The organism is Nocardia vinacea, from assembly GCF_035920345.1.
GTDB lineage: Bacteria > Actinomycetota > Actinomycetes > Mycobacteriales > Mycobacteriaceae > Nocardia > Nocardia vinacea_A.
On the sequence record NZ_CP109149.1, the window covers coordinates 3,342,468 to 3,361,545 of the forward strand.

The following is a 19,078-nucleotide window of genomic DNA, read 5'->3' on the forward strand; positions in this document are numbered from 1 at the left end:
CGGCATGGCTGACTTCGCGACATCCACTGATCTGGAAGCGTTGTGGCGTCCCCTCGACGATGACGAGGAGGAACGGGCGACCGTTCTCCTCGGCTACGTCGCGGCGCTGATCAGGTCCGAGTGGCCCGACATCGACGACCGCATTGCCAGCTACGCCGAGGATCCGCGGCCGGCGAATGCACTTGATCCCACGATCCCGAAGTTCGTTTCGGTCACTGCGGTCAAGCGCGCCTTGATCGGTGGGACCAGCGGTGGCGATGGCGTGTCTTCAGAGATGAAGGTCGGCGGCCCGTACACGCAGCAGACCACGTACTCGAATCCGATGGGCAACCTGTATCTGACCGCGACCGAGCGCCGTCAGTTGTCTCCTGGTGGAACGCGCCGTAAGGCGTTCACCATCAACCCTCTCGCTGAGGATGTGGGCACCCGTATGCCTTGGTGGGGTTGGGAGCCGCAATCGTGAGTTTCCTGCCTACACCGTGGACAGTCCTGTATCACGAACGCACCGCGAATGGTGTTGATCCTCACCGTAATCCGGCGACGTTCACGCCAGCAGTCGACCAGGACGGCACGCCCGTTCGGGTCTACGGCTGGTATACGCCAACGTTCGACGATCCGTTCATCGCGGGTCACCCGGATCGCGTCAATATCTCCGTCCTGCTGCTCACCCCGCCCGGCTTCTCCCCCACCGATCGCAGCCTGATCGACCTTCCCTCTGGACCAGCGGGACGGTTCGAAGTTGCCGGCGGAGTACGGGACTACAACTACGGCCCTCATGGCTTCCAACCTGGCGGGGTCGTAGCACTGCGAAAGGTGGTGGGGTAGATGGCACGTCGCGACGAACCCCGCATCGTGTGGCGATACCCAGACGCGTTCCAGGAGATCCGCAACCTGGAGAAGCTGAAAGACGTCCTGCACGACTACGCCAAGGTCGGCTCTGCTGCAGCGGGCGAGGGCTTCATTGCTCGCGCCGGGCATCAGACGACTCGTGCTCGTGCAGCGGTTATCGCCGCGCATCCGCACGCTCGTAACCGTGAGGCACGCGACCATATTCTGATGGGTCGTGCCCTCGACGCGATGCAGGCGTATCGGCCATGAACCCGGCAGTCATCTTCGGTGACATCGAGGTTGCGCTTGCCGACCATCTGGCGGCAGTTCTGGCCGACCGCGGCGTATCTGTTCCGGTGGTGAATGCGGTTCCCGCTGAACGTCCTACGCGCTTCGTGCGTGTGGCTCGCATCGGCGGGTTGACCGGCAATCTCGTCACTGATCGGCCGCGGGTTGTCGCCGAATGCAACGACACTCTTGGTACCGGCGCCCACGATTTGGGGGCGCTGGTGCGGGCACTGATCGGTGCCATCGCTCCGGGCTATGTGGGGTCGGTGTGGGTCGACAAGGTCAAAGACCTTGGACTCATCTCCAGCCCTGATCCCGACACCAATACACCGCGCTACATCGTCACAGCTGAGCTGTTCACGACCGGCACGGCACTCCCCGACTAGCTTCTTCACTTCCCCTGGGCCTGCGCAAATCCCCAAGGGAGACAACAACAATGGCTGTTAATGACGTCACCAAGATCGGTGCGGGCACTCCGAATACCGTGACCGGCGGCATCCTCGTCGCACCCATCGGCACCGCTCTGCCGACCACTGTCGCGGCCACCCCGAACGTCGCGTTCAAGCCTCTCGGCTTCGTGTCCGAAGACGGCGTCGAACCCAAGGGCGAACGCACCGTCAACGTCATCAAAGATTGGAATGCCGACGACATTGCCCAATTGCAGAACGGGCACAGCGTGCGATTCGGTTTTACGCTCTACGCCTATTGGGATGCCGATGTCCTGCAGGAAGTGTTCGGCCCCGAGAACGTGACTGTCACCGCGGCGACCAGCACGACCGGCACCCTGATCACCGTCAACGAGACGGGTTCGGTCCTGCCGCTGCGGTCGTGGATCTTCGACATGGCTAACGGTCTGCGCAAGAAGCGGATCGTGCTGCCCAACGCCAAGATCACCGAGACCACCGAGCGGTCGTTCGTCGCTGGCGAGCTGGCTGGTTTCAACGTCGTGGTCGACGCATTCAAGGACACCGCCGGCAAGAAGACGTATCGGTATTTCGACGACGGCGTGTTCTCCGCGTAATCCCCCCTTCTCCGGCAGCGGCCGGTTTCCCCCTATGCGCAGGCCCCTGGCCGCTGCCGGGCTCGCTCAGCGTGCCCGAAAAAACCCTGCGCTTCAACAACTTTGAAAGAGGTCTGCGCACATGGCTGCGAAGAAGGCAACCACACCCGTCAAGGACGACTTCGTCGAGGAGATCAACGGCGTCGAGGTACGGCTTCCGTCACTCACCTATTTGAAGCCCGGTCTGATCCGCAAGATCCGGCGCCTCGGCGAAACCGACGCCGCCTACACCCTGCTCGAACTCTCGCTCTCCGAAGAGGGCCTGGCCGCCATCGACGAGATGGACCCCGCCGAGTTCGAGGACCTGTTGCGTCGTTGGCGTGACCACTCCGGGGTGACGTTGGGGGAATCCTGAGCCTGGATGCTCTCATCGAGGAGCACCCCCAGGCGATCAAGGCCAACCTCATTACCCGTGGTCTGCGACTGCGCCAGCTCGGCACTGATGCGCTGACCTGGGACGACTTCGCCGCAGTCGTATCCACTCTCAACACATCCGATTCCGCATTGTTTCGAGCCCTTCATCCGGAGGGCTGGATGTGGGGTCTCAACGAACAGTTGCTCGCCGCGAGCGTCGACACCCTCAATCTCCTGTTCTGGGCGAAGACCGAGGGCGCACGCAAAGGCACCGGCCGGCCGAAACCTATTCCGCGGCCAGGCATCACACCACCAGTAGACGAGATCTTCGGCGAGCCCACGTCCATGTCGATCGACGAAATGAAGCGCTGGCTTGGATGGGAGGCGAAGTAAATGACCGATCCCGGACCCGGACAAGCTGTCGAAGTCGGCGCCGCATATCTCTCCATCATCGGCGAGACTGACAAGCTCGGGCGGGCCATCAAGGACCAGCTCAAACAGTCGCAGGCGCACGCACGTGCGAATCCGATCAGCGTCAAGGCGACCGCCAATGTCGAGCTGAGAAGCACTGCCGCCGAACGCAATACGTTCGTCGCTGAACTCAACAGGCGGCTCAAGGACCGTCGCATCCTCGTCTATTTGACCCCGGTCATCGACGAGCAGGCATTGCGGAACCGGCTCAACAACATGCCCGAGGGCCGCATCAAGCTGGGCCTCGACGTGTCGGCAGCGGAGATGAATCGGTTCATCACCGACTTGCGACGCAGGTTGCGCGACGCGGACTTCACCATCCCGGTCCGAATGGACTTGTCCAACGAGGCAGCGTTCCGGGCGCGCATGGAAGACCTGACGCGCGGTCGGACAGTCGATGTCGACGTCGATGTCGACTCCAACGGCTTGGACCGGCTCAAGTCGTTGTCATCTCTTGGTGGTCTCACCAAGGGTGCGCTCGGATTGTCGGCCGCCGGCGCTGGTATCGCGGCGATCGGTGGTGCCGCTGGTGCCGCATTGGGGGCTATTAGTGCCCTTGGTGTCGGTATCGCCGCTCTCGGTCCGGCTGCTGCCGCTGCTGGAGCGACCGTCGCCGTTGGTTTGCAGGGTGTGGGTGACGCGTTCAAGGCGCTGTCAGCTGCCGAGGATTCCGCTGGTTCGGATGGTGCGGCGCAAGCGAAAGCTGTTGCTGCAGCGCAGGAACAGGTGCAGACCGCGCTTGAAGGCGTGGAGACGGCACAGCGCAATCTCGCTGACGCACAGAAGGATGCGCACGATGCACAGTCCAATCTCGCGCAGGCGTATAAGGACGCAGCCGACGAACTGGAGGACTACCAGTTCAAGCTGAAGGATGCCGCCCTCAGTGAGAAAGAGGCGGCGCTAGCGGTCAAAGAAGCTCGCGACGAGCTGGCCAAAGCCAGGCCACAGGACCGCGAGAAGGCGACACTGCGTTTGCAGCGTGCCGAGCTTCGATACCAAGAGGCTGTCGAGAAGAACAAAGACACGCAAGAGGCTGCGGCTGACGCGCAGGCCAAGGGCATCGAGGGCAGCGACAAGGTCGTTGCTGCGAAAGACCGTGTCGCACAGGCAGATCAGAAGGTCGCTGACGCGCAGACCGCAGTAACCAAGGCCAATGAACAGGTCGCGAAGGCGCAGCAGGCGGTTGCCGATGCGGCGAACTCGTCGTCGTCTTCGCAGGACAAAGCTGCCGAAGCGCTGGCGAAACTCAGCCCGAACGCGCAGGCGTTCGTGTTGGCGACGCGTGATCTTGCCCCGGCGTGGAAAGACTTGCGTGGCGCTGTCCAGGACAACCTGTTCGATGGTGCGGCGCAAGGGATTACCGAGCTTGCTACCGCAGCGTTGCCCACGCTGAAGACTGGCATGGTCGATGTGGCTGGGTCCGTGAACGGGCTGACCAAGCAGTTCGCCGCGTTCTGGGCCGCGCCGCAGAATCTCGCCGGGATTCAAAGCATTTTCGCGGGCACGAAGTCGTTTATCGACGGCCTCGGTCCTGGCCTGCAGCAGGCAACCACCGGGTTCCTGTCTCTGGGGCAGGCGTTCGAGCCGGTCGCGAACCAGGTTGGCGCTCAGTTCGCTGGGATGCTCGGTCAGATCGGTCAGTCGTTTACGGATGCATTCGCCAATGGCTCACTGACACAGCTGATTTCGACGTTCGGCGACACCTTGCAGGGCTTGGGCGAGGGCCTGAATCCGTTGATTGATGGCCTGATTCAGATCGGCAATATCGTCGGTCCCACCCTCGGCCCGCTTTTCAAGGCGCTTGGCGAATCTATCGGGGCGCTGGCCCCGTCGCTCGGTCAGATCGGTGCGACGTTCGCAACGACGCTGACCGCGCTGATGCCGGATCTGACGAAGTTCATCGACGCGTTGCTGACCGGGCTCCAGCCTGTGTTGCCGGTGATCGGCGATCTTCTGCGCAGTGTCATGACGGCGTTGACTCCGCTGATCGGGCCGATGAGCCAGATCGCGCAGGTCGTGGGAACTGCACTTGCACAGGCGATTACGGCGTTGGCCCCCGCGATCGGTCCTCTCGGTGACGCGTTCGCCAGCCTGGTGACTGCGGTGGCTCCGATCCTGCCGGTACTGGCTCAGGTCATCGCCGGACTCGTCCAGGCTTTGGCACCGGCGCTGACCACCATCTTCAACGCGCTCGGACCGGTGATCAAGCAGTGGGCAGACTTGATGCTGCCCGTGTTCGAACAACTGCAACCGATCCTGGCAGACGTCGCAAAGAAGATCGCTGATGCGCTGGTATCGGCATTGAATCAGCTGGCGCCGTATCTGCCTAGCATCGCGAAGAGCTTCGGCGACCTGATCACCGCGATTGCGCCTTTGCTGCCGCAGCTCATCGACATCGGCGTGAGCTTGCTTCCGCCGCTGCTGGATCTGTTCATCGCGATTCTGCCGCAACTGCTCAAGCTCATCGACGCTTTCACCTGGCTCGTGTCGAATGTGATTGAGCCGCTGGTTCTTCCAGCGCTGAAGCAGATGGCGGACAGTTTCGGTAGTCAACTGCAGTTCGCTGCCGACGCTGTGACTACTGCACGCGACGTCATCGGCGGTGCGGTCGACAAGATCGGTGAATTCTTCACTGATGTCGGCGCGACCATCGGGGCGGCATGGGACGGCGTCGTGCATGGAATCGCGGTCGCGGTCAAGAAGATCGGTGAACTGCTCCAACAGGTCAAGATCCCTGACTGGGTGCCCGGCGTAGGCGGTAAGGGCGCAGGTTCCCTCGGCGATTCGCTAGTCAAGTGGGCAGATGCACACATGGCCACCGGCGGTTTGCTGAGCGGAAAGGGCACCGGCACAAGCGATTCGATGTTGATCGCGGCATCGACCGGTGAGTTCGTCGTGAACGCAGCCGCTACCGCGAAGACACTGCCGTTGCTGCAGGCGATCAACAGCGGTTGGGTGCCGAGTGCGGACTTCTTGCACGGGATGGTTCCGGGTTTCCGGGACGGCGGACCCGTGCCCGGCAAGGACTTCGCCGTGTCGATGGACTCGGCCACCTATCTCATGGGTGGTTTCAACCGGTCCCAAATCGATTGCAGCGGAATCGTATCCGCCACCGTCAACGACGCCCTCGGGCTGCCGCCGTTCTCCGGCCGCATGTCCACCGTCAACGAAGGCAAATGGTTGGCGGACAAGGGCGCACTGCCCGGCCTGGGTGGGCCCGGCGATATCTCGATCTCCTGGTTCGACCGCGGCGGCGGTGCCAATGGGCATACCGCACTGACGCTGGGTGACGGCACGAACGTCGAGAGCAACGGCTCTGAAGGCGTTGTCATCGGCGGCAAGGTCGGTGCTGGGGACAGCATGTTCGACCAGCATGCACACATCCCCGCGTCACTGCTACGCGGCGGGGACATCGGCGGACCCGCGACCGGCGCGGGGGCTGGCTCGACCGGTCGCCCCGGCAAGCTCGGGGGCAGCACAGGTGGTGCTGGCGGGTCCGGTACGTCCGGTGGCAGCGGCGGATCAAACAGCGGTGGTTCCGGCGGGTCGGCGGCGGCGAGCAATGTGTTCGTCACTAACTGGCCTACCTCGCTGGGTGTGGGATCGTCCGGCACTAGCAATTCGATCACTCCTGCTACCACCCCGGGAGAATTGTCTTCCACCGAGTTCGGGCCTACCCCAACTCCGTTGGCAACTTCTTCTGGTGCCGAGCAAGGCACACACCCGCTTGCGAACCTGCCTATCCCCGGTGCGGCGGAACTGTTCAACGGTCCGGCGCCCTGGTACATGGCGGCTACCCCTGAGCAGGCGATGAGCAATCTCGGTACCCAGGCCGCGAGCCTGGCGCAGTCCGGCATTGAGGACGTCACCGGGTTCTTCCAAAACAACTGGAAAGAACTCCTGAACAGCGGGTTGGCGGTCGCGGGTATCGGCGCAACCGGTGGCGGCGGCACGGTCAACAACAACTGGAACATCTCGGGCACCGACCCGATGGGGGCCGCTGCCGCGGTCGACCGGGTCTATCGACGACGCACGTTGGCGACACAACGGTCAGGGGGGTTCGGTCGATGAATCCACTCCTACAAATCGAGACCACCAAGATCGTGGTCTGGGATATCCACGGCCGCGTCTGGCATCTGCACGGTGTCGGCGCGGGCAAGGAAGGGGTCCGCCTCACCCGGCAGTCCGGGTACATGTTCGCACCAGTTCAACTGCTGGTGTCCGAAGGCGCACGCCAAGACGGCGCCACGTTCCTGCGGTCGGTGCGTTCGAAAAAGGAATGGGACTTCGTTGTCCTGCTCCGCGCTGATTCCGTTCGCGGATTCCACGCCGTCCACGATGCATGGCATCGCGGTTGGTCGACCGACATCCCTTGCAAGGTCGGATATTTCACGCGGCATCAAGGCTGGCGGTACCAGTTGGTGCAGCTCGATAACGCACCGGAACCACTCGGTGACATCGACCCGACCCGCAACCGGGCGATCGAATACCAGATGTCCGCGGCGGCAATGGATCCGCTGGCACGGCACCTGATCGAGACCGAGGTTTGGGTCAACGCCGATGGCCTCGGTGAGGGAATCGTGCGAGGGCGCAACGCCGCCGATCAACCCGCCTGGGCGCGGTACACCATGAACGGACCCGGCAGGTACGCGATCCAGGATCCGAACTTCGGCGACACCTTGCGGATCGTGGAAACCCCGCTACTCGCGGGCGGCGAAGAGCTACGCATCGACACCCATCCCCGGCATCGCACCGCCCGCGTGTACTCCGACGCCAACCCTGACGGGGACAACGTGTGGGGGAAGTTGGCCGGACGCCACTGGTTCCAGCCGCTTCCGGCCTGGTCATCCACAGAGATCATCGTGCGCGTCACCGAGGGCGCGACCCTGGAATCGACCGTACGTATTGATGTCACCTCGCGATCGTCGAGGCCGTTCTGATGGCGTGGGATCACAAAGCCGCGGCGCAGCGGCTGGACCTGCTGGAGCGCGCCGACCAGGCATATCTAGCCGATCAGACTGTGCTGGTTCGGTATTGGGACAAGTTCTTGCAAGAGGTCGGCGAGGAAGGCGCCTATTCCTCGCTGCAGTTCACCCGCACCAAGAACGGCGCGGGTGGGTTGAAGATGTCGATTCCTCGCGTGGACATGGTGCATTACGCGCACGTCTTCCAGAACGTCGACGGCGAGGACGCGACGATCCCGATCACGGTGAACACCAAGGCGTACCGGTGGGACGGCTACATCACCAAAGCGTCGGTTGTCAGGGATGAAAACGGCACCGAGACAGTAGATATAGAAGCGATCCACTGCTGGCAGCACATCGCCACAACCGCCTGCTGGGCCTCACCGTTCGCTCCGATTTTGGCACAATTTCCGCGCCACATGATCTTGTTCGGGCCTGCCTGCACTATCTCCCTTCTCTATCTCGCCGTTAACCTGATCCGCCTGCAAGCCGCGTTCTGGACCATCCCTGATAGGTGGCTGGATGCCCCGGATTGGGCGCAGGTCGGCAACGCTTTGTGGCCGATTGCTGTTGTGCCGGTTGATGTTCTGCGCGATACCTCCCCGTGGCGTGCAGCATCGGCCCGGTTCGACATGGCCGATCAGCTGATCTTGCCGATGCTCGAAGACACCGGCGTCATGCTGGATGCCTTCTTCTACCTGCCCGACGAGGACGAGCAACCAGCCCCGGAATGGTATTACCTGGACCGCCCGACCGTGGTCCTCAAGGCGGTCGACAAGTCGGCGGTGACCGGCCCGACCGGGACCCTGCTCGACGGGTTCGTTCGGATGATCGAGGAGTGGACCGATGACACCACCCCGGTCCGCTACCCGGCGTTCAACGCCCAATCCGAATACGAGGCCGTGTATTCCAGCAACGGCCCGCTCGGCACGGTCCGGTCCTTTCCCTGGGTTTGGTACCTGGAGGGTGAGTACACCGGAATCGGCTCGTCCGAGATAGCGCTACACAAACCCCTGGCCACCTCGGTGATCGTCGGCGGCAAGTCCCCCGGATGGGTGAACGCCGCCATCGAAATCGCCATGAAAAATCTGCTGGCGTGGATCGGTCTGCTGATCGGCCTGCCCGGTCTGGACAGCCTGTATCAGGGGCAGCTCGACGATGTGTTCCTGGCGTGGTTCTCCTATGAGGACGCCGGACGTACCCAGCGCGCAGGGCCGTTCGCGTTCCGCGAGCACGTCGTCACCAACAGTTCGAAAGCCTTCACCCTCGATGGCGTCATGACCGGGCGCCGCGGTCTGCACCAGACCCGCGGCTACACATCGAAGAAAGTCAGTGTCGGTGACGGCGCCCCCTACCAGATCGGGCGCGATTTCGATCTCGGGGACCAGATCGGATTCGCCGTTGGCGAGCAAGCATTCTGCGACTACGTCACCGAGTTGACGTTCACCGACGACCGGAAAACCGCAGCCCGCTGGGACGTCACCGTAGGAGACGGCTCCGACGAAGAGGACTCGGTCGTCAAGGCATGGGACCGCCTCGGCCAGATGGCCCAAGCCGTCCGCACTTTGTTCACCGATGTCGGCGCCGACCTCGACTTGATCATTTTTTAGGAGAGGTCTCTTGGATGTTTCGTTCTCTGCCCACATTTCGGTCGACGAGGATATCGACCTGGATGGCCTGCCGATCCTGACTGCCACCGTCACCCCCGCCAGCGAGGCTGCCGCGCTGCCTTTGCCCGCCGGGCCCGCAGGGCCGACCGGTCCGACTGGTGGACCGCGCACGACGTTCCGCAAGATGGGCGCTATTGCTAACTCGGCCGCCCGCCCCGGCGGCCTGACGGCAGATGATCGTGGCAAGTGGTGGCATCGCCTCGACACCGACGGCATGGATTTCTGGACCGGAACAACCTGGGTGCATTCGCCCGGTGCGGTTGGTGCACAAGGCCCAGCTGCTGCCGCGACCACGATCACCCCGACCACCACCCACGATCCTGCCCTCACCGTTCCCGCTGTCCGGTTCACCGGCCCGGGGCCTGCGCTCGGGCTGGCGGTCACCGTGCCCGCCGGACTGCAGGGCGCCCAAGGTCCCGCCGGGGATTCGGGATCCATTTCCACCGCAACGGATTTCGATTCCACGATCGGACCGGCGCAGCGCGGGATATTCGCTTGGGCTGCTGGTGCCCGTAAGTGGAAGGTGCAGCCCGCTCCGAACGGCTTCGGCAGCTGGAGTTGGTGGGATACCGACTTCTCGGCCGACACACAGACCGCGGTCGAACGCCTCACCGCCGGAACGTTCGCGCTGCCCGCGTTGCCGTTCGCGTATCGGCCGATGGTGTGGGGGCGGTTGTCGATCTACTGCCAGGACGGGCAGAACGCCGACGCCGAGATTCGGGTCAGGCTCGGATCCGAGACCGGGGCGATGGTCGGTGCCGGTGCGGGTGTGCGCTACGACGGCGGCTATCTGCTGACCGCGTTCTCACCCGCTATCGGTGACTCCACCACCAAACCGATCTCACCGACCTCGACGTTGGCGAGCGTGCCTGCCTACACCGCAACCAACCTCGTCGTGAACGTCGAACGCATCGGGCAAACCACGACCGGCGAGATCGGTTTCCAACGTTCGCGCGCTTCACTGACCGTGTGGGCGCAACCGATCTAGGGGAAGTGACATGTCTACTATCGCAGAGTATTTCGCGTCCACACTGATGCGAGGAATCAACGAAGGCATCGGCACCAGCGGGGTCGTGCAGTCCTTCGCGGGTGTTCCCGCGGACGGGGCATTGGAGCTACCTGTTGGCGCCACCGGCCCAACCGGGGAGCAAGGCTCCGCCGCACCACCGTTCCGTTGGGAAGGCGACATCGCCGATCCTGCTGCTCTGACCGCGCTCGCTCCCGATCTGGGTCCTGCCCAGGCGGGCAAGGCGTGGCGCGTCGAATCCACCAACACGGTGATGTTTTGGAACGGGTCGTCGTTCGATGCGTTCCCGGACGGGTTCGGTGCAGCCGGACCCGATGGGTCCGCGAATACATTGAGCATCGGCACGGTCACCACAGGCACCGCCGGATCCGACCTCGTCATCTCCGTGACCGGTACCCCGCCCACGCAAACGATGAACCTCACCATCCCCCGCGGTGTACAAGGCGTGAAAGGCGCTACCGGCGGACCTGGCCCGATCCGGGAAGCCACCGACTATCAGGAGTCCGCCACCCCCGTCGATGGTGCGATGCCGATGTGGTCGGCCTCGGCGGGCAAGTGGCAGCCCACCCCCGCGCCCGGCTGGCGCGGTCCATGGACGATCACCGAAACCACCGCATGGGATGGCGGTTCCGCGTTCGCCGCCAGCGTCACCAACGTGTCCACCAACCCGAACACCATCGCCATCGTCAACATCCCCGCCCAGGATGTCGCGTGGCGCCCGATGGTCCTCGGAGGCGCCCAGGTCCGTAGCGCCTCCGGCATCCGTCTCGACCTTGAAGCGTGCATCGGGTCCGCTGCCGGGCAAGTCGTCGCGGTCGGCTCCGGGGTTCCCGACGCGGTGTGGGCATACAACCAGCTGCTACCCCAATACCAAACCTCGGCGCTGACCCCAGCCAGCTCAACAGGCACCATCGCCGCCGGGGTCGCGGGCGCGATCTATCTGGTGCTGCGCCGCAACCTGGGCTCTGGAAACTACAGCTACTCAAGGCAATACGCGCACGTTGCCGTGTGGGCGGTGCCAGTGACAGGAGCGCCGTGATGAGCACTGTCTATGACGCCGATGTCACCATCACCATGCGGGGTGTCAGCGACCCGGTAGGACTGCCCTACACCGTGAATCCGCTCGACCTCACCGACCGTGAAGCCGTGATCGAGATACGCGAAGGCGACGAAGGCGAACCCGGTGTGCAGGGAGAGCCCGCATGGCCATGGATCTGGCAGGGTGATGCCGCGAATTTCGCTGTCCTGGAAGGGTTTTCCCTCACTACTGCTGACGCCCGCAAGGCGTGGCGGGTAGTGGATGAGAACGCTATCTATCTATGGACGGGCGTGGACTGGGTACGTTTCACCGACGCGTTCGACGCACCGGGTAGGCAAGGCCCGGCGAATGTCTTGTCCGGTGTGGGTGTGGCCGGTGCTGTCGGGTCTTCTGCGGCAGCGGCGTTGACCGGGACCGCACCGAACCAGCAGTTGCAGATCACATTTCCGCGAGGCGCAACCGGTGTTACCGGTGATGCGGGGACAGCAGGCGCGATAGCTGATGCCGAAGATGTCGCAGATCTCACCGACGCCCGTGACGGGTCCGTCCTGACATGGGATTCAAGCGATGCTGTGTGGAGGGCCGCACCGAATCCGAAACTCGGTGGGCCATGGGCGATTGCGGGTTCCCAGTTCGCTGCCGCATCCAACGTCAGTGCCGAATCGAGGACGGTCGCGACGATGACGATCCCCGCTCAGCCGGTCGCGTGGCGCCCGATCATCATCTCCGGGCAGATCAACGTCAAAGTCCAAATCGTCAGCGCAATCGATGACACCCGCATCATCGCCGAGATCCGGCTGGGTTCGGCCACCGGCCCTGTCGTCGGGTTCGGAATGCCTTTGGGCGCCACCAACAACAGCAACATCCTGCTCTGCCCACGGTGGGAACAGGCGATCACACCGGACTCCACACACGCCACCGTCGCCCAGAACCAGACCGCAACTCTCTACGTCGTGCTCACCCGCGTCGCTGGGGTCGGCACCTACACCGTCATCAACCAGGGCGCCCAGCTGCTCGTGATGGCTCAAGCACTCAAGGAGCAGCCGTGAGCGACGGCCCCGAAATCGTCGAGCAGATCATCACCCGCGCGGGCCGCGAACTCGATGAGCAGCTGTACCAGGCCAGCGGTGTTGAAGGTGTTGCAGTCACCGAGAAGTGGCGCGAGTTCATGCAGATGGCTCTGAATGGTCGCCTCCCCAATCTCGGGGACGTACCAGAAGTCGATCCGCAGGTGCGGGCGCTGGCCGAAGACTTGGCGGTGATCCACCTCCCCGATTGGCTGAATCCGGCTGGACGCAAGCTGGCTGAGCCGACGACCGTGCAAACCCAGCAGGCTCCACGCATCGCCCAATACCTCATCGACCGCGGATGGCGGCATCACCCTGAACTCGAAACCGTGCGATGGCGCCCCACTCCCGGCGGGCCACCCGGTGTTTATGACCGGGGACTGCACATTCACCCGGACGAGGACGGCAACTGGCCGGACCCGGATCCGGAGGGGTTCTACGACATCAGCGAGATCGAAGTCAGCCAATTGGAGGACGGCACGTGGGCCGCACGCCATCCGCGTGACCTCGCGTTCCAGGCGTCCACGAAATCCGAAGCGTACGCGGGACTCGTCAATGTGCTGCGCCGCAAGATCGAGGAGGCCAAGAACGCATGACCGAACACGTCTTGTCCTACGACCGCAGCATCGTCCCGCAAGAGACGCCGTACTGGTGTGGACCGGCATCGACTCAGGTGGTGTTGTCCGGGCGCGGCATCACCGTCACCGAACAGGACATGGCCAATGCGCTCGGCACCACCGGCAGCGGCACCAACCACATCGGCCTGATCACTCCGGTCCTGTGCTCGTTCCTCGGCAACGTGTATGTCACCCGGCAGATGCCGCAGGATCCGCCGACGCCGGCGCAGATCGAGCAGTTATGGGACGACATCGTTGCATCGATCGATGCCGGATACGGGATCGTCGCGAACATCGTTGCGCCGGAATCGAATTACCCGATCGGTGTGAAGGGATCGGCGAGTCCCGCCTACTCCGGTGGCGACGTGTACCACTACATCGCGCTCATGGGTTACGACTCCGATGAGCGCGCGGTGTGGGTGGCCGACTCCGGGTTCCGGCCGTTCGGGTATTGGATCGGTTTCGCGCAGCTCGCGAGTCTCATTCCGCCGAAGGGGTATTCGTGCGCGCCGCTGGGCTCGCTGGACACCGCGGTGTGGGACGAGATCGCTACACAGCTGATGGGGCCGCGAGCATGACCATCTACGGCATCGACATCTCAGGCTGGCAGCGAGGGATCAACCTCGATCAGGTTGCGGGCGATGGTTTCGAAGCGGTCATCGCTAAGGCCACAGAGGGCGCGGACTACACGAGTCCGGCCTACCTCGAACAGAAGGCCGACGCGCAGCGGAATCGCCTGCGGTTCATGGCTTATCACTACGTCAAGGTAGGCCAGGCAGGCGCACAGGTCGACAACTACGAGCGGGTCGAACCGGACCGCGGCGTGCCGGTGATGCTCGACCACGAACTCAACTCCGGCGGCGCCGATGTACTGCGGGCGGTGCGCGATGAATTCGCGCGCCGCGGCTACACAGTGGCGCTGATCTACCTGCCGCGCTGGTACTGGGACGGCCACATCGGATCTCCGGATCTGAGCGGGCTACCTCCGCTGATGGCATCCAGCTACGGCAGCGATCAACCCGGCTATGCCTCCGTCCTCTACCCGGGCGACGGACACAACGGATGGAACAGCTACGGCGGCAACGCCGTCGAGATCCTCCAGTTCACCCAGCGTGCCCGCGCCGGCGGGCGCGAGATCGATGCATGGGCATTCCGCGGAACCGAATCCGAACTCGACGCGCTGTTCAGCGCAAACAAGGAGAACATCATGTCCGACGCCCAAGACGTCGCCACCCAATTGTTAGGCCCCGACCGCCAGGGTTGGAAGATCCTCGGCCGCGCCGTCGAGACCGATCCCAAGCGTGACCGCTACCTGGTCGAAGCGGTCGCGGTGATCCTCACCCAGATCGCGGGCGGCCCCGGTTTCGAAGGTTGGGAACAGCTCGGCGACGGCCCCGACAGCTCTGTCCCGCGCCGCACGCTCGTCGATGGCGTCGCTCACGTGATCCGCCAGAACGAGCAGATCCTTGCCGCGCTGGCCGCGAAGGCGGCCCAGTGATGCGCGGGCTCGTCGACTCGATCCGCATCTGGCTCGCCGGGGAACCGCTGGCCGCCCGTGTCGGCCCGGCCTTGCTGCTGATCGTCGGCTACCTGGTCACCCGCGGTGTGGTCGATAACGATCTCGGCCAGCTGATCGCAGCGGTTGTGACCGTACTGCTCGGCGGTGGCGCAGTCGCTGCGACACGTGCACTGGTCACCCCGGTCCGTGATGACAGCGAGCGCCGCTGATGGAGTGGTTCAACGCCGAGCTGATCCAGGCCATCGGCATCGCCATCGCGACGGTGATCGGCGCTGTGACCGCTTGGCAGGCACGGCAAGTCAAGCAGTTGCAGGCCAGGGTGGCGAGTCTGGAAACCCAGATGGCCACCGAGCGCGGCAAGTTCCGCAAAGCCGTACGCGTCATTCGCGGGATGCAGCACTACATAGATGACCTTTGTGCGGCGATGCGTCGCGCAGGGCAGGACCCGCCGCCGAATCCTGTGGTAATTCCTACCGAGTTGGAGGAGGAGATTTAATGGCTGATCTGGCTCCATTGAAGTACGGGCGCGTGGTCGGCCGGTTCCTCGCCAATGTCGCTGATGGTCCCGACATCAACGACAGCCCAGAGTTTCCGCCGCTCACTGGTTCGGTCACCTTCACCGCCGAGGCCCCAAAGATTCTGGTTGCCGAGGCAGTGCCGGACCCTGCGACCTACGTTCAGTTGCCTAAGTATTACAAGGTCAGCTTGGATGAGTTCGGGTATCTGACGTGGCGTGGTGGGCGTGGTGTCCGCCTCGTCGCACCCAATGCCGACACCAACCCCAACGAGTGGACGTGGCGGGTGAGTTTCGACCTCTCGTATGAGGGTGATCCCGTCCCGATCTCCCCGTTCTCGTTCGTCGTACCGGAGTACACGCCCGGACCCGATGAGGAGAATCCTGACGAGGGTGCGGTGGGTCTGGTTGATCTAACCCTGGTGTCTCCGGTGCCGGCGAGCGAAGGCAACGCGATCGTGCGTGGCCTGTCCCTCGACAATGTCACCCTTGAAGGTGACGACCTGATCTTCATCCTCGATAACGGGGAAGAGCTTCCACCTGTCACAGTGCCCGCGATCGAAGCAGCTACTGATGCTGCTGCGGCAGCCGCGGCAAGCCAGTCCGCTGCCGCGAGTTCCGCGACCTCAGCACTGAACGCGGTCAACAGCTTCGACCTCGACATCGGCACTGTCACCACCGGCGCGGCAGGTTCATCCGCCTCGGCCAGCGTCCACGGCGGACCGCCCGCCTGGACAGTGGATCTCACAATCCCGCGTGGCGACACCGGCGCGACCGGCCCCGCAGCGCCGGACGCCACGAGCAGCGTGAAGGGCATCCTGCAACTGACCGGTGATCTGGGCGGTACCGCCGCGAGCCCGACCGTGCCCGGTCTGGCATCGAAGGCGCCGACGTCGCGCACGATCAGCACGACCGCCCCGTTGACCGGCGGTGGGGATCTGTCTGCGGACCGGACCTTGGCCGTTTCGGATGCCACGACCAGCGCCAAAGGTGTTGTGCAACTGGCGGGAATCCTCGCCGGCACCGCAGCGTCCCCAGCATTCAACGCTGCAGCGTTCGGCACATCCAGTTCTACCGCCTGCGTCGGCAACGACTCTCGCCTATCCGACGCCCGCACCCCTACCGCAGCCGGTCAGGTGTACGACTTCACGATCAAGTCGCATTCCGGAGCCCGCGCCAGCGGAGCAGGCAACGTCATCCCCGAAGGTGTGCGCATCGAACGCGCCATCAGCATCTCAGCGGTCACGTTTCGCGGGGAGACAGCGGGCACCGGCAACCTCGTCGTCGAACTCCGCAAGAACGGCAGCAACACGGGAATGCCTGCCGCATCAACGATCTCGGCAGCCAACCATGCCGCTGACACTGTCGTCACTTCGGGCGGCCCGTGGTCTGTCGCGGCAGGGGATCGGATCACCGTCCAGATCACCACGGCGGATAGCCCGGCAGGCACCGGGCTGCAGGTGAGTATCAAGGCGGTCACCACATGATGTTCGTGGTGGCGGGCGGCCCGGTTTTCCTGCCTTCCGGGATGACCAAGAACGGCACCCAGACCACGACCAGCAGCTTCGCGGATATCACCTCGTGGACGGCGGACACCAGCAACTATCCGGGTTCGTCGGTGTCGAGCAACGCGCTTGTTGCACAGGGCTCGAAGACTGGCGCGACGTTGACCGCTAACATCCCATTCTCTGGCGGCGGCTACGCGTTTAGCGGCGGGGGTACCCAGGTGCGCATCCTGGTCAACGGGACGGTGGTCGCGACCGGCACGGCGGTGGCAGCAAACTCAGGTACCGCGACGTGCACTACAACCCAGAACATCACCGCAGGCGACCTGGTGAAGGTGCAGATACTCGCGACTCTTTACTCACCGCAGCCCACAGTCACCGCAGGCACCGGCACCTACGTGCGCATCACCTGACATCAGACACGCCGAAACGTCGACGCGCCCCGACCTTTACCAGTCGGGGCGCGTCACTCGTTTCAGATCCCTATTCGTGGTGTTCGACGATCCTGCCATCCGGATACTCGGTCACGACGCGGCCATCAGGGAAATGTTCGACCGTCCGGCCGTCGAGGAAGCGAGCTCGATTGCGGACCTCCCGGAAGCTCTCGCTATCCATCGTTGCCCTCAACTGCGCGGTGATCTGGTCCAGGTCGATCCCCATACGTTGCAGCTCTGCCGCGGGCACCGTATCGAGGTCACCGACGATGGCGAGGAACAGGTGCTCGACGCCCACATAGCCGTCACGCTGGCCAAGTTCTTCGGCGGCGGCGATGATCTGATCGACTTCCGGTGTGCGGGGAATATCGTTCATGAAACCCCATCTCCTGTTCAGGTGCCGAGGACTTCATACCACTTAAAGTACGTCTGCCCCATCTCGGTTATCTGCATGCACTTCCATTTCCGCCAGCCCTTGCCCGCCCATGTCTTGACGCCAGCTCCCTTGTTGAGCCGGGAACAAGACAGCTTCGGACTCCCGTCCGGATTCGCCTCTGATTCTGGCCAGTTCGCGGAGTCGCTACCTTTGCACGCGCTGTTGTCGTTGTTAGGGTCGACGTGCCCGAACAGACACGGCCCGTTGACCGGAGTCGGTGCCGCGTCGGCTGGCGGGGTGATCGCACCGAACATCGATGCGGTGATCGCGCACGCCGCGAGGGCGGCTCTGATGATCTTCACTTGTTTCCTCCATCAGGGATTCCAAGAAGACGGCCCGACCCTCACGCACGAGGGTCGGGCCGCTTTTGGTGTTCACAGCTACTACTTGTGACTCGGCGGCAGTTATCGCCCCCACGGCCGAATCACGTCGTCACCTCGGTCTTCGCGAGGGTCTTGATTCCAGTTGTCGTGGCTGTTGCCATCTGGTCCTGGGTCCTCCACTCGTGCCACCATCTTGTTGGTCACCTCCCTTCGAGCGTCGTTGCTTTCAGCGGGGGTTATGCACCGTCCACGTCGACAAACCGAAACGGAGCGTGTGGCGCGTAGGTCTCTGCGGGGCAGACTGTGTTCAGCTCGCACTGCTGCACAAGTCGTTTCGGTACTTGGCCGCCGAAGTGTTCGAGGCTCGGCGCGATCACCGCGTCGACATCAAGCGCCTGGACCACGTTCACCAACCGTCCCTCTGGGTCGACGGTCTCGGCACCGAATGTCACGGTCTTGGCAAGGTCGTAGCCGAGACGTTTTGCGCGGCTGCGTATTTGAATCTCATCCCAGTCTTGGGAGACACCCGAGATGTCCTTGCGCAGGTAACCGATCGCGGTAGGTGTTGCCCTCACTGGCCTGCCCCGTTCGTGCTCACGGTGACTGCGCCGTTGCGCGGCAGGAATTCTCGGTATGGCTGTGCATTGATCAGCGACCGACCGCGAGCGGTGATCCGCCACCCGACCGGGACTGTTCGAGAACCATGGGCGAGACCGGAATCGGCGAGCCCTTGCAGCGCAGCGCGCGTAGCTGCCTCGGCGCGTCCAGCGTGGCCGCACAGTTCGCGCACGGTCAGCGTGCGCGCGGGTTCCTGAATCGCGAGTGCGGCTAACACCTTGGCCTGTGTCTCAGTGAGGGCCATGGCGCACCCCCTCATGTGGTTCACAGCGCCGGGACGACTGTGCGAGCACGGGCGGATCTGCCCACTGGCGTACCGCACCCGCGAACAGCTCGACCACATC

Annotated in this window: 24 protein-coding genes; 20 read left to right on the top strand and 4 right to left on the bottom strand. The window is 63.7% G+C overall.

Features of this window, described 5'->3' with window-relative positions; translation table 11 throughout:
- Nucleotides 1–4: 4 nt before the first annotated feature.
- From OIE68_RS15490 to OIE68_RS15585, 20 genes are all read left to right on the top strand, one after another.
- Nucleotides 5–463, top strand: a complete 459-nt coding sequence (locus tag OIE68_RS15490; RefSeq protein WP_327100060.1) for a Gp19/Gp15/Gp42 family protein — start codon at nt 5–7, stop codon at nt 461–463.
- On the top strand, nt 460–825 hold the full coding sequence (locus OIE68_RS15495) for a hypothetical protein (protein ID WP_327100061.1): 366 nt from the start codon (nt 460–462) through the stop codon (nt 823–825). Before OIE68_RS15490 ends, OIE68_RS15495 begins: the two co-directional genes overlap by 4 nt.
- On the top strand, nt 826–1,098 hold the full coding sequence (locus OIE68_RS15500; RefSeq protein ID WP_327100062.1) for a hypothetical protein: 273 nt from the start codon (nt 826–828) through the stop codon (nt 1,096–1,098).
- Nucleotides 1,095–1,502, top strand: coding sequence for a hypothetical protein (locus OIE68_RS15505; protein ID WP_327100063.1), 408 nt, complete (start codon nt 1,095–1,097; stop codon nt 1,500–1,502). The genes OIE68_RS15500 and OIE68_RS15505 overlap by 4 nt, the downstream gene beginning before the upstream one ends.
- 50 nt (nt 1,503–1,552) lie before the next feature.
- The gene (locus tag OIE68_RS15510; protein ID WP_327100064.1) at nt 1,553–2,137 is read left to right on the top strand and encodes a hypothetical protein; all 585 of its coding nucleotides are present in this window, start codon (nt 1,553–1,555) and stop codon (nt 2,135–2,137) included.
- 121 nt (nt 2,138–2,258) lie between these two features.
- Complete coding sequence (locus OIE68_RS15515) at nt 2,259–2,531, top strand: hypothetical protein (RefSeq protein ID WP_327100065.1); 273 nt, start codon at nt 2,259–2,261, stop codon at nt 2,529–2,531.
- A gap of 149 nt (nt 2,532–2,680) precedes the next feature.
- Nucleotides 2,681–2,923 (top strand): DUF5361 domain-containing protein, encoded by a 243-nt coding sequence (locus OIE68_RS15520; protein ID WP_327100066.1) that lies wholly within the window; start codon nt 2,681–2,683, stop codon nt 2,921–2,923.
- Nucleotides 2,924–7,072, top strand: coding sequence for a hypothetical protein (locus OIE68_RS15525; RefSeq protein WP_327100067.1), 4,149 nt, complete (start codon nt 2,924–2,926; stop codon nt 7,070–7,072).
- Nucleotides 7,069–7,941, top strand: a complete 873-nt coding sequence (locus OIE68_RS15530; RefSeq protein ID WP_327100068.1) for a phage tail protein — start codon at nt 7,069–7,071, stop codon at nt 7,939–7,941. The genes OIE68_RS15525 and OIE68_RS15530 overlap by 4 nt, the downstream gene beginning before the upstream one ends.
- Entirely contained in the window at nt 7,941–9,575 is a 1,635-nt protein-coding gene (locus tag OIE68_RS15535) for a phage tail protein (protein WP_327100069.1), read from the top strand. The genes OIE68_RS15530 and OIE68_RS15535 overlap by 1 nt, the downstream gene beginning before the upstream one ends.
- A 10-nt stretch (nt 9,576–9,585) precedes the next feature.
- On the top strand, nt 9,586–10,623 hold the full coding sequence (locus OIE68_RS15540) for a hypothetical protein (RefSeq protein ID WP_327100070.1): 1,038 nt from the start codon (nt 9,586–9,588) through the stop codon (nt 10,621–10,623).
- A gap of 10 nt (nt 10,624–10,633) precedes the next feature.
- On the top strand, nt 10,634–11,701 hold the full coding sequence (locus OIE68_RS15545) for a hypothetical protein (protein WP_327100071.1): 1,068 nt from the start codon (nt 10,634–10,636) through the stop codon (nt 11,699–11,701).
- Entirely contained in the window at nt 11,701–12,750 is a 1,050-nt protein-coding gene (locus OIE68_RS15550) for a hypothetical protein (RefSeq protein ID WP_327100072.1), read from the top strand. Before OIE68_RS15545 ends, OIE68_RS15550 begins: the two co-directional genes overlap by 1 nt.
- Nucleotides 12,747–13,364 carry a hypothetical protein gene (locus OIE68_RS15555; protein ID WP_327100073.1) on the top strand — a complete coding sequence of 206 codons (618 nt, stop codon included), beginning with the start codon at nt 12,747–12,749 and terminating at the stop codon, nt 13,362–13,364. Before OIE68_RS15550 ends, OIE68_RS15555 begins: the two co-directional genes overlap by 4 nt.
- On the top strand, nt 13,361–13,963 hold the full coding sequence (locus OIE68_RS15560; RefSeq protein ID WP_327100074.1) for a C39 family peptidase: 603 nt from the start codon (nt 13,361–13,363) through the stop codon (nt 13,961–13,963). The genes OIE68_RS15555 and OIE68_RS15560 overlap by 4 nt, the downstream gene beginning before the upstream one ends.
- Nucleotides 13,960–14,883: a glycoside hydrolase family 25 protein gene (locus OIE68_RS15565; RefSeq protein ID WP_327100075.1), complete on the top strand. Its 924-nt coding sequence runs from the start codon at nt 13,960–13,962 to the stop codon at nt 14,881–14,883. Before OIE68_RS15560 ends, OIE68_RS15565 begins: the two co-directional genes overlap by 4 nt.
- A complete protein-coding gene (locus OIE68_RS15570; RefSeq protein ID WP_327100076.1) occupies nt 14,883–15,113 on the top strand; it encodes a hypothetical protein in 231 nt (76 codons plus the stop codon). Before OIE68_RS15565 ends, OIE68_RS15570 begins: the two co-directional genes overlap by 1 nt.
- Nucleotides 15,113–15,400 carry a hypothetical protein gene (locus OIE68_RS15575; protein WP_327100077.1) on the top strand — a complete coding sequence of 96 codons (288 nt, stop codon included), beginning with the start codon at nt 15,113–15,115 and terminating at the stop codon, nt 15,398–15,400. The genes OIE68_RS15570 and OIE68_RS15575 overlap by 1 nt, the downstream gene beginning before the upstream one ends.
- A complete protein-coding gene (locus OIE68_RS15580; protein ID WP_327100078.1) occupies nt 15,400–16,905 on the top strand; it encodes a hypothetical protein in 1,506 nt (501 codons plus the stop codon). The genes OIE68_RS15575 and OIE68_RS15580 overlap by 1 nt, the downstream gene beginning before the upstream one ends.
- Nucleotides 16,902–17,336 carry a hypothetical protein gene (locus OIE68_RS15585; protein WP_327100079.1) on the top strand — a complete coding sequence of 145 codons (435 nt, stop codon included), beginning with the start codon at nt 16,902–16,904 and terminating at the stop codon, nt 17,334–17,336. Before OIE68_RS15580 ends, OIE68_RS15585 begins: the two co-directional genes overlap by 4 nt.
- A gap of 70 nt (nt 17,337–17,406) precedes the next feature.
- Here the strand turns inward: OIE68_RS15585 and OIE68_RS15590 are convergent, their stop codons facing one another.
- The 4 genes from OIE68_RS15590 to OIE68_RS15605 form a co-directional block, all read right to left on the bottom strand.
- Complete coding sequence (locus tag OIE68_RS15590) at nt 17,407–17,733, bottom strand: Clp protease N-terminal domain-containing protein (RefSeq protein WP_327100080.1); 327 nt, start codon at nt 17,731–17,733, stop codon at nt 17,407–17,409.
- A gap of 17 nt (nt 17,734–17,750) precedes the next feature.
- Nucleotides 17,751–18,095 carry a hypothetical protein gene (locus tag OIE68_RS15595; protein ID WP_327100081.1) on the bottom strand — a complete coding sequence of 115 codons (345 nt, stop codon included), beginning with the start codon at nt 18,093–18,095 and terminating at the stop codon, nt 17,751–17,753.
- A gap of 257 nt (nt 18,096–18,352) precedes the next feature.
- Complete coding sequence (locus tag OIE68_RS15600; RefSeq protein WP_327100082.1) at nt 18,353–18,691, bottom strand: hypothetical protein; 339 nt, start codon at nt 18,689–18,691, stop codon at nt 18,353–18,355.
- Entirely contained in the window at nt 18,688–18,978 is a 291-nt protein-coding gene (locus tag OIE68_RS15605) for a hypothetical protein (protein WP_327100083.1), read from the bottom strand. Before OIE68_RS15605 ends, OIE68_RS15600 begins: the two co-directional genes overlap by 4 nt.
- Nucleotides 18,979–19,078 lie beyond the last annotated feature (100 nt).

What these genes read in the sequence shown, in the direction of transcription:
- OIE68_RS15515 (WP_327100065.1), top strand. Translation starts at nt 2,259, where the DNA reads ATGGCTGCGAAGAAGGCAACCACACCCGTCAAGGACGACTTCGTCGAG.
- OIE68_RS15490 (WP_327100060.1), top strand. Translation starts at nt 5, where the DNA reads ATGGCTGACTTCGCGACATCCACTGATCTGGAAGCGTTGTGGCGTCCC.
- OIE68_RS15565 (WP_327100075.1), top strand. Translation starts at nt 13,960, where the DNA reads ATGACCATCTACGGCATCGACATCTCAGGCTGGCAGCGAGGGATCAAC.
- OIE68_RS15530 (WP_327100068.1), top strand. Translation starts at nt 7,069, where the DNA reads ATGAATCCACTCCTACAAATCGAGACCACCAAGATCGTGGTCTGGGAT.
- OIE68_RS15510 (WP_327100064.1), top strand. Translation starts at nt 1,553, where the DNA reads ATGGCTGTTAATGACGTCACCAAGATCGGTGCGGGCACTCCGAATACC.
- OIE68_RS15545 (WP_327100071.1), top strand. Translation starts at nt 10,634, where the DNA reads ATGTCTACTATCGCAGAGTATTTCGCGTCCACACTGATGCGAGGAATC.
- OIE68_RS15500 (WP_327100062.1), top strand. Translation starts at nt 826, where the DNA reads ATGGCACGTCGCGACGAACCCCGCATCGTGTGGCGATACCCAGACGCG.
- OIE68_RS15570 (WP_327100076.1), top strand. Translation starts at nt 14,883, where the DNA reads ATGCGCGGGCTCGTCGACTCGATCCGCATCTGGCTCGCCGGGGAACCG.
- OIE68_RS15580 (WP_327100078.1), top strand. Translation starts at nt 15,400, where the DNA reads ATGGCTGATCTGGCTCCATTGAAGTACGGGCGCGTGGTCGGCCGGTTC.
- OIE68_RS15605 (WP_327100083.1), bottom strand. Translation starts at nt 18,978, where the DNA reads ATGGCCCTCACTGAGACACAGGCCAAGGTGTTAGCCGCACTCGCGATT.
- OIE68_RS15525 (WP_327100067.1), top strand. Translation starts at nt 2,924, where the DNA reads ATGACCGATCCCGGACCCGGACAAGCTGTCGAAGTCGGCGCCGCATAT.
- OIE68_RS15535 (WP_327100069.1), top strand. Translation starts at nt 7,941, where the DNA reads ATGGCGTGGGATCACAAAGCCGCGGCGCAGCGGCTGGACCTGCTGGAG.
- OIE68_RS15585 (WP_327100079.1), top strand. Translation starts at nt 16,902, where the DNA reads ATGATGTTCGTGGTGGCGGGCGGCCCGGTTTTCCTGCCTTCCGGGATG.
- OIE68_RS15560 (WP_327100074.1), top strand. Translation starts at nt 13,361, where the DNA reads ATGACCGAACACGTCTTGTCCTACGACCGCAGCATCGTCCCGCAAGAG.
- OIE68_RS15590 (WP_327100080.1), bottom strand. Translation starts at nt 17,733, where the DNA reads ATGAACGATATTCCCCGCACACCGGAAGTCGATCAGATCATCGCCGCC.
- OIE68_RS15575 (WP_327100077.1), top strand. Translation starts at nt 15,113, where the DNA reads ATGGAGTGGTTCAACGCCGAGCTGATCCAGGCCATCGGCATCGCCATC.
- OIE68_RS15550 (WP_327100072.1), top strand. Translation starts at nt 11,701, where the DNA reads ATGAGCACTGTCTATGACGCCGATGTCACCATCACCATGCGGGGTGTC.
- OIE68_RS15505 (WP_327100063.1), top strand. Translation starts at nt 1,095, where the DNA reads ATGAACCCGGCAGTCATCTTCGGTGACATCGAGGTTGCGCTTGCCGAC.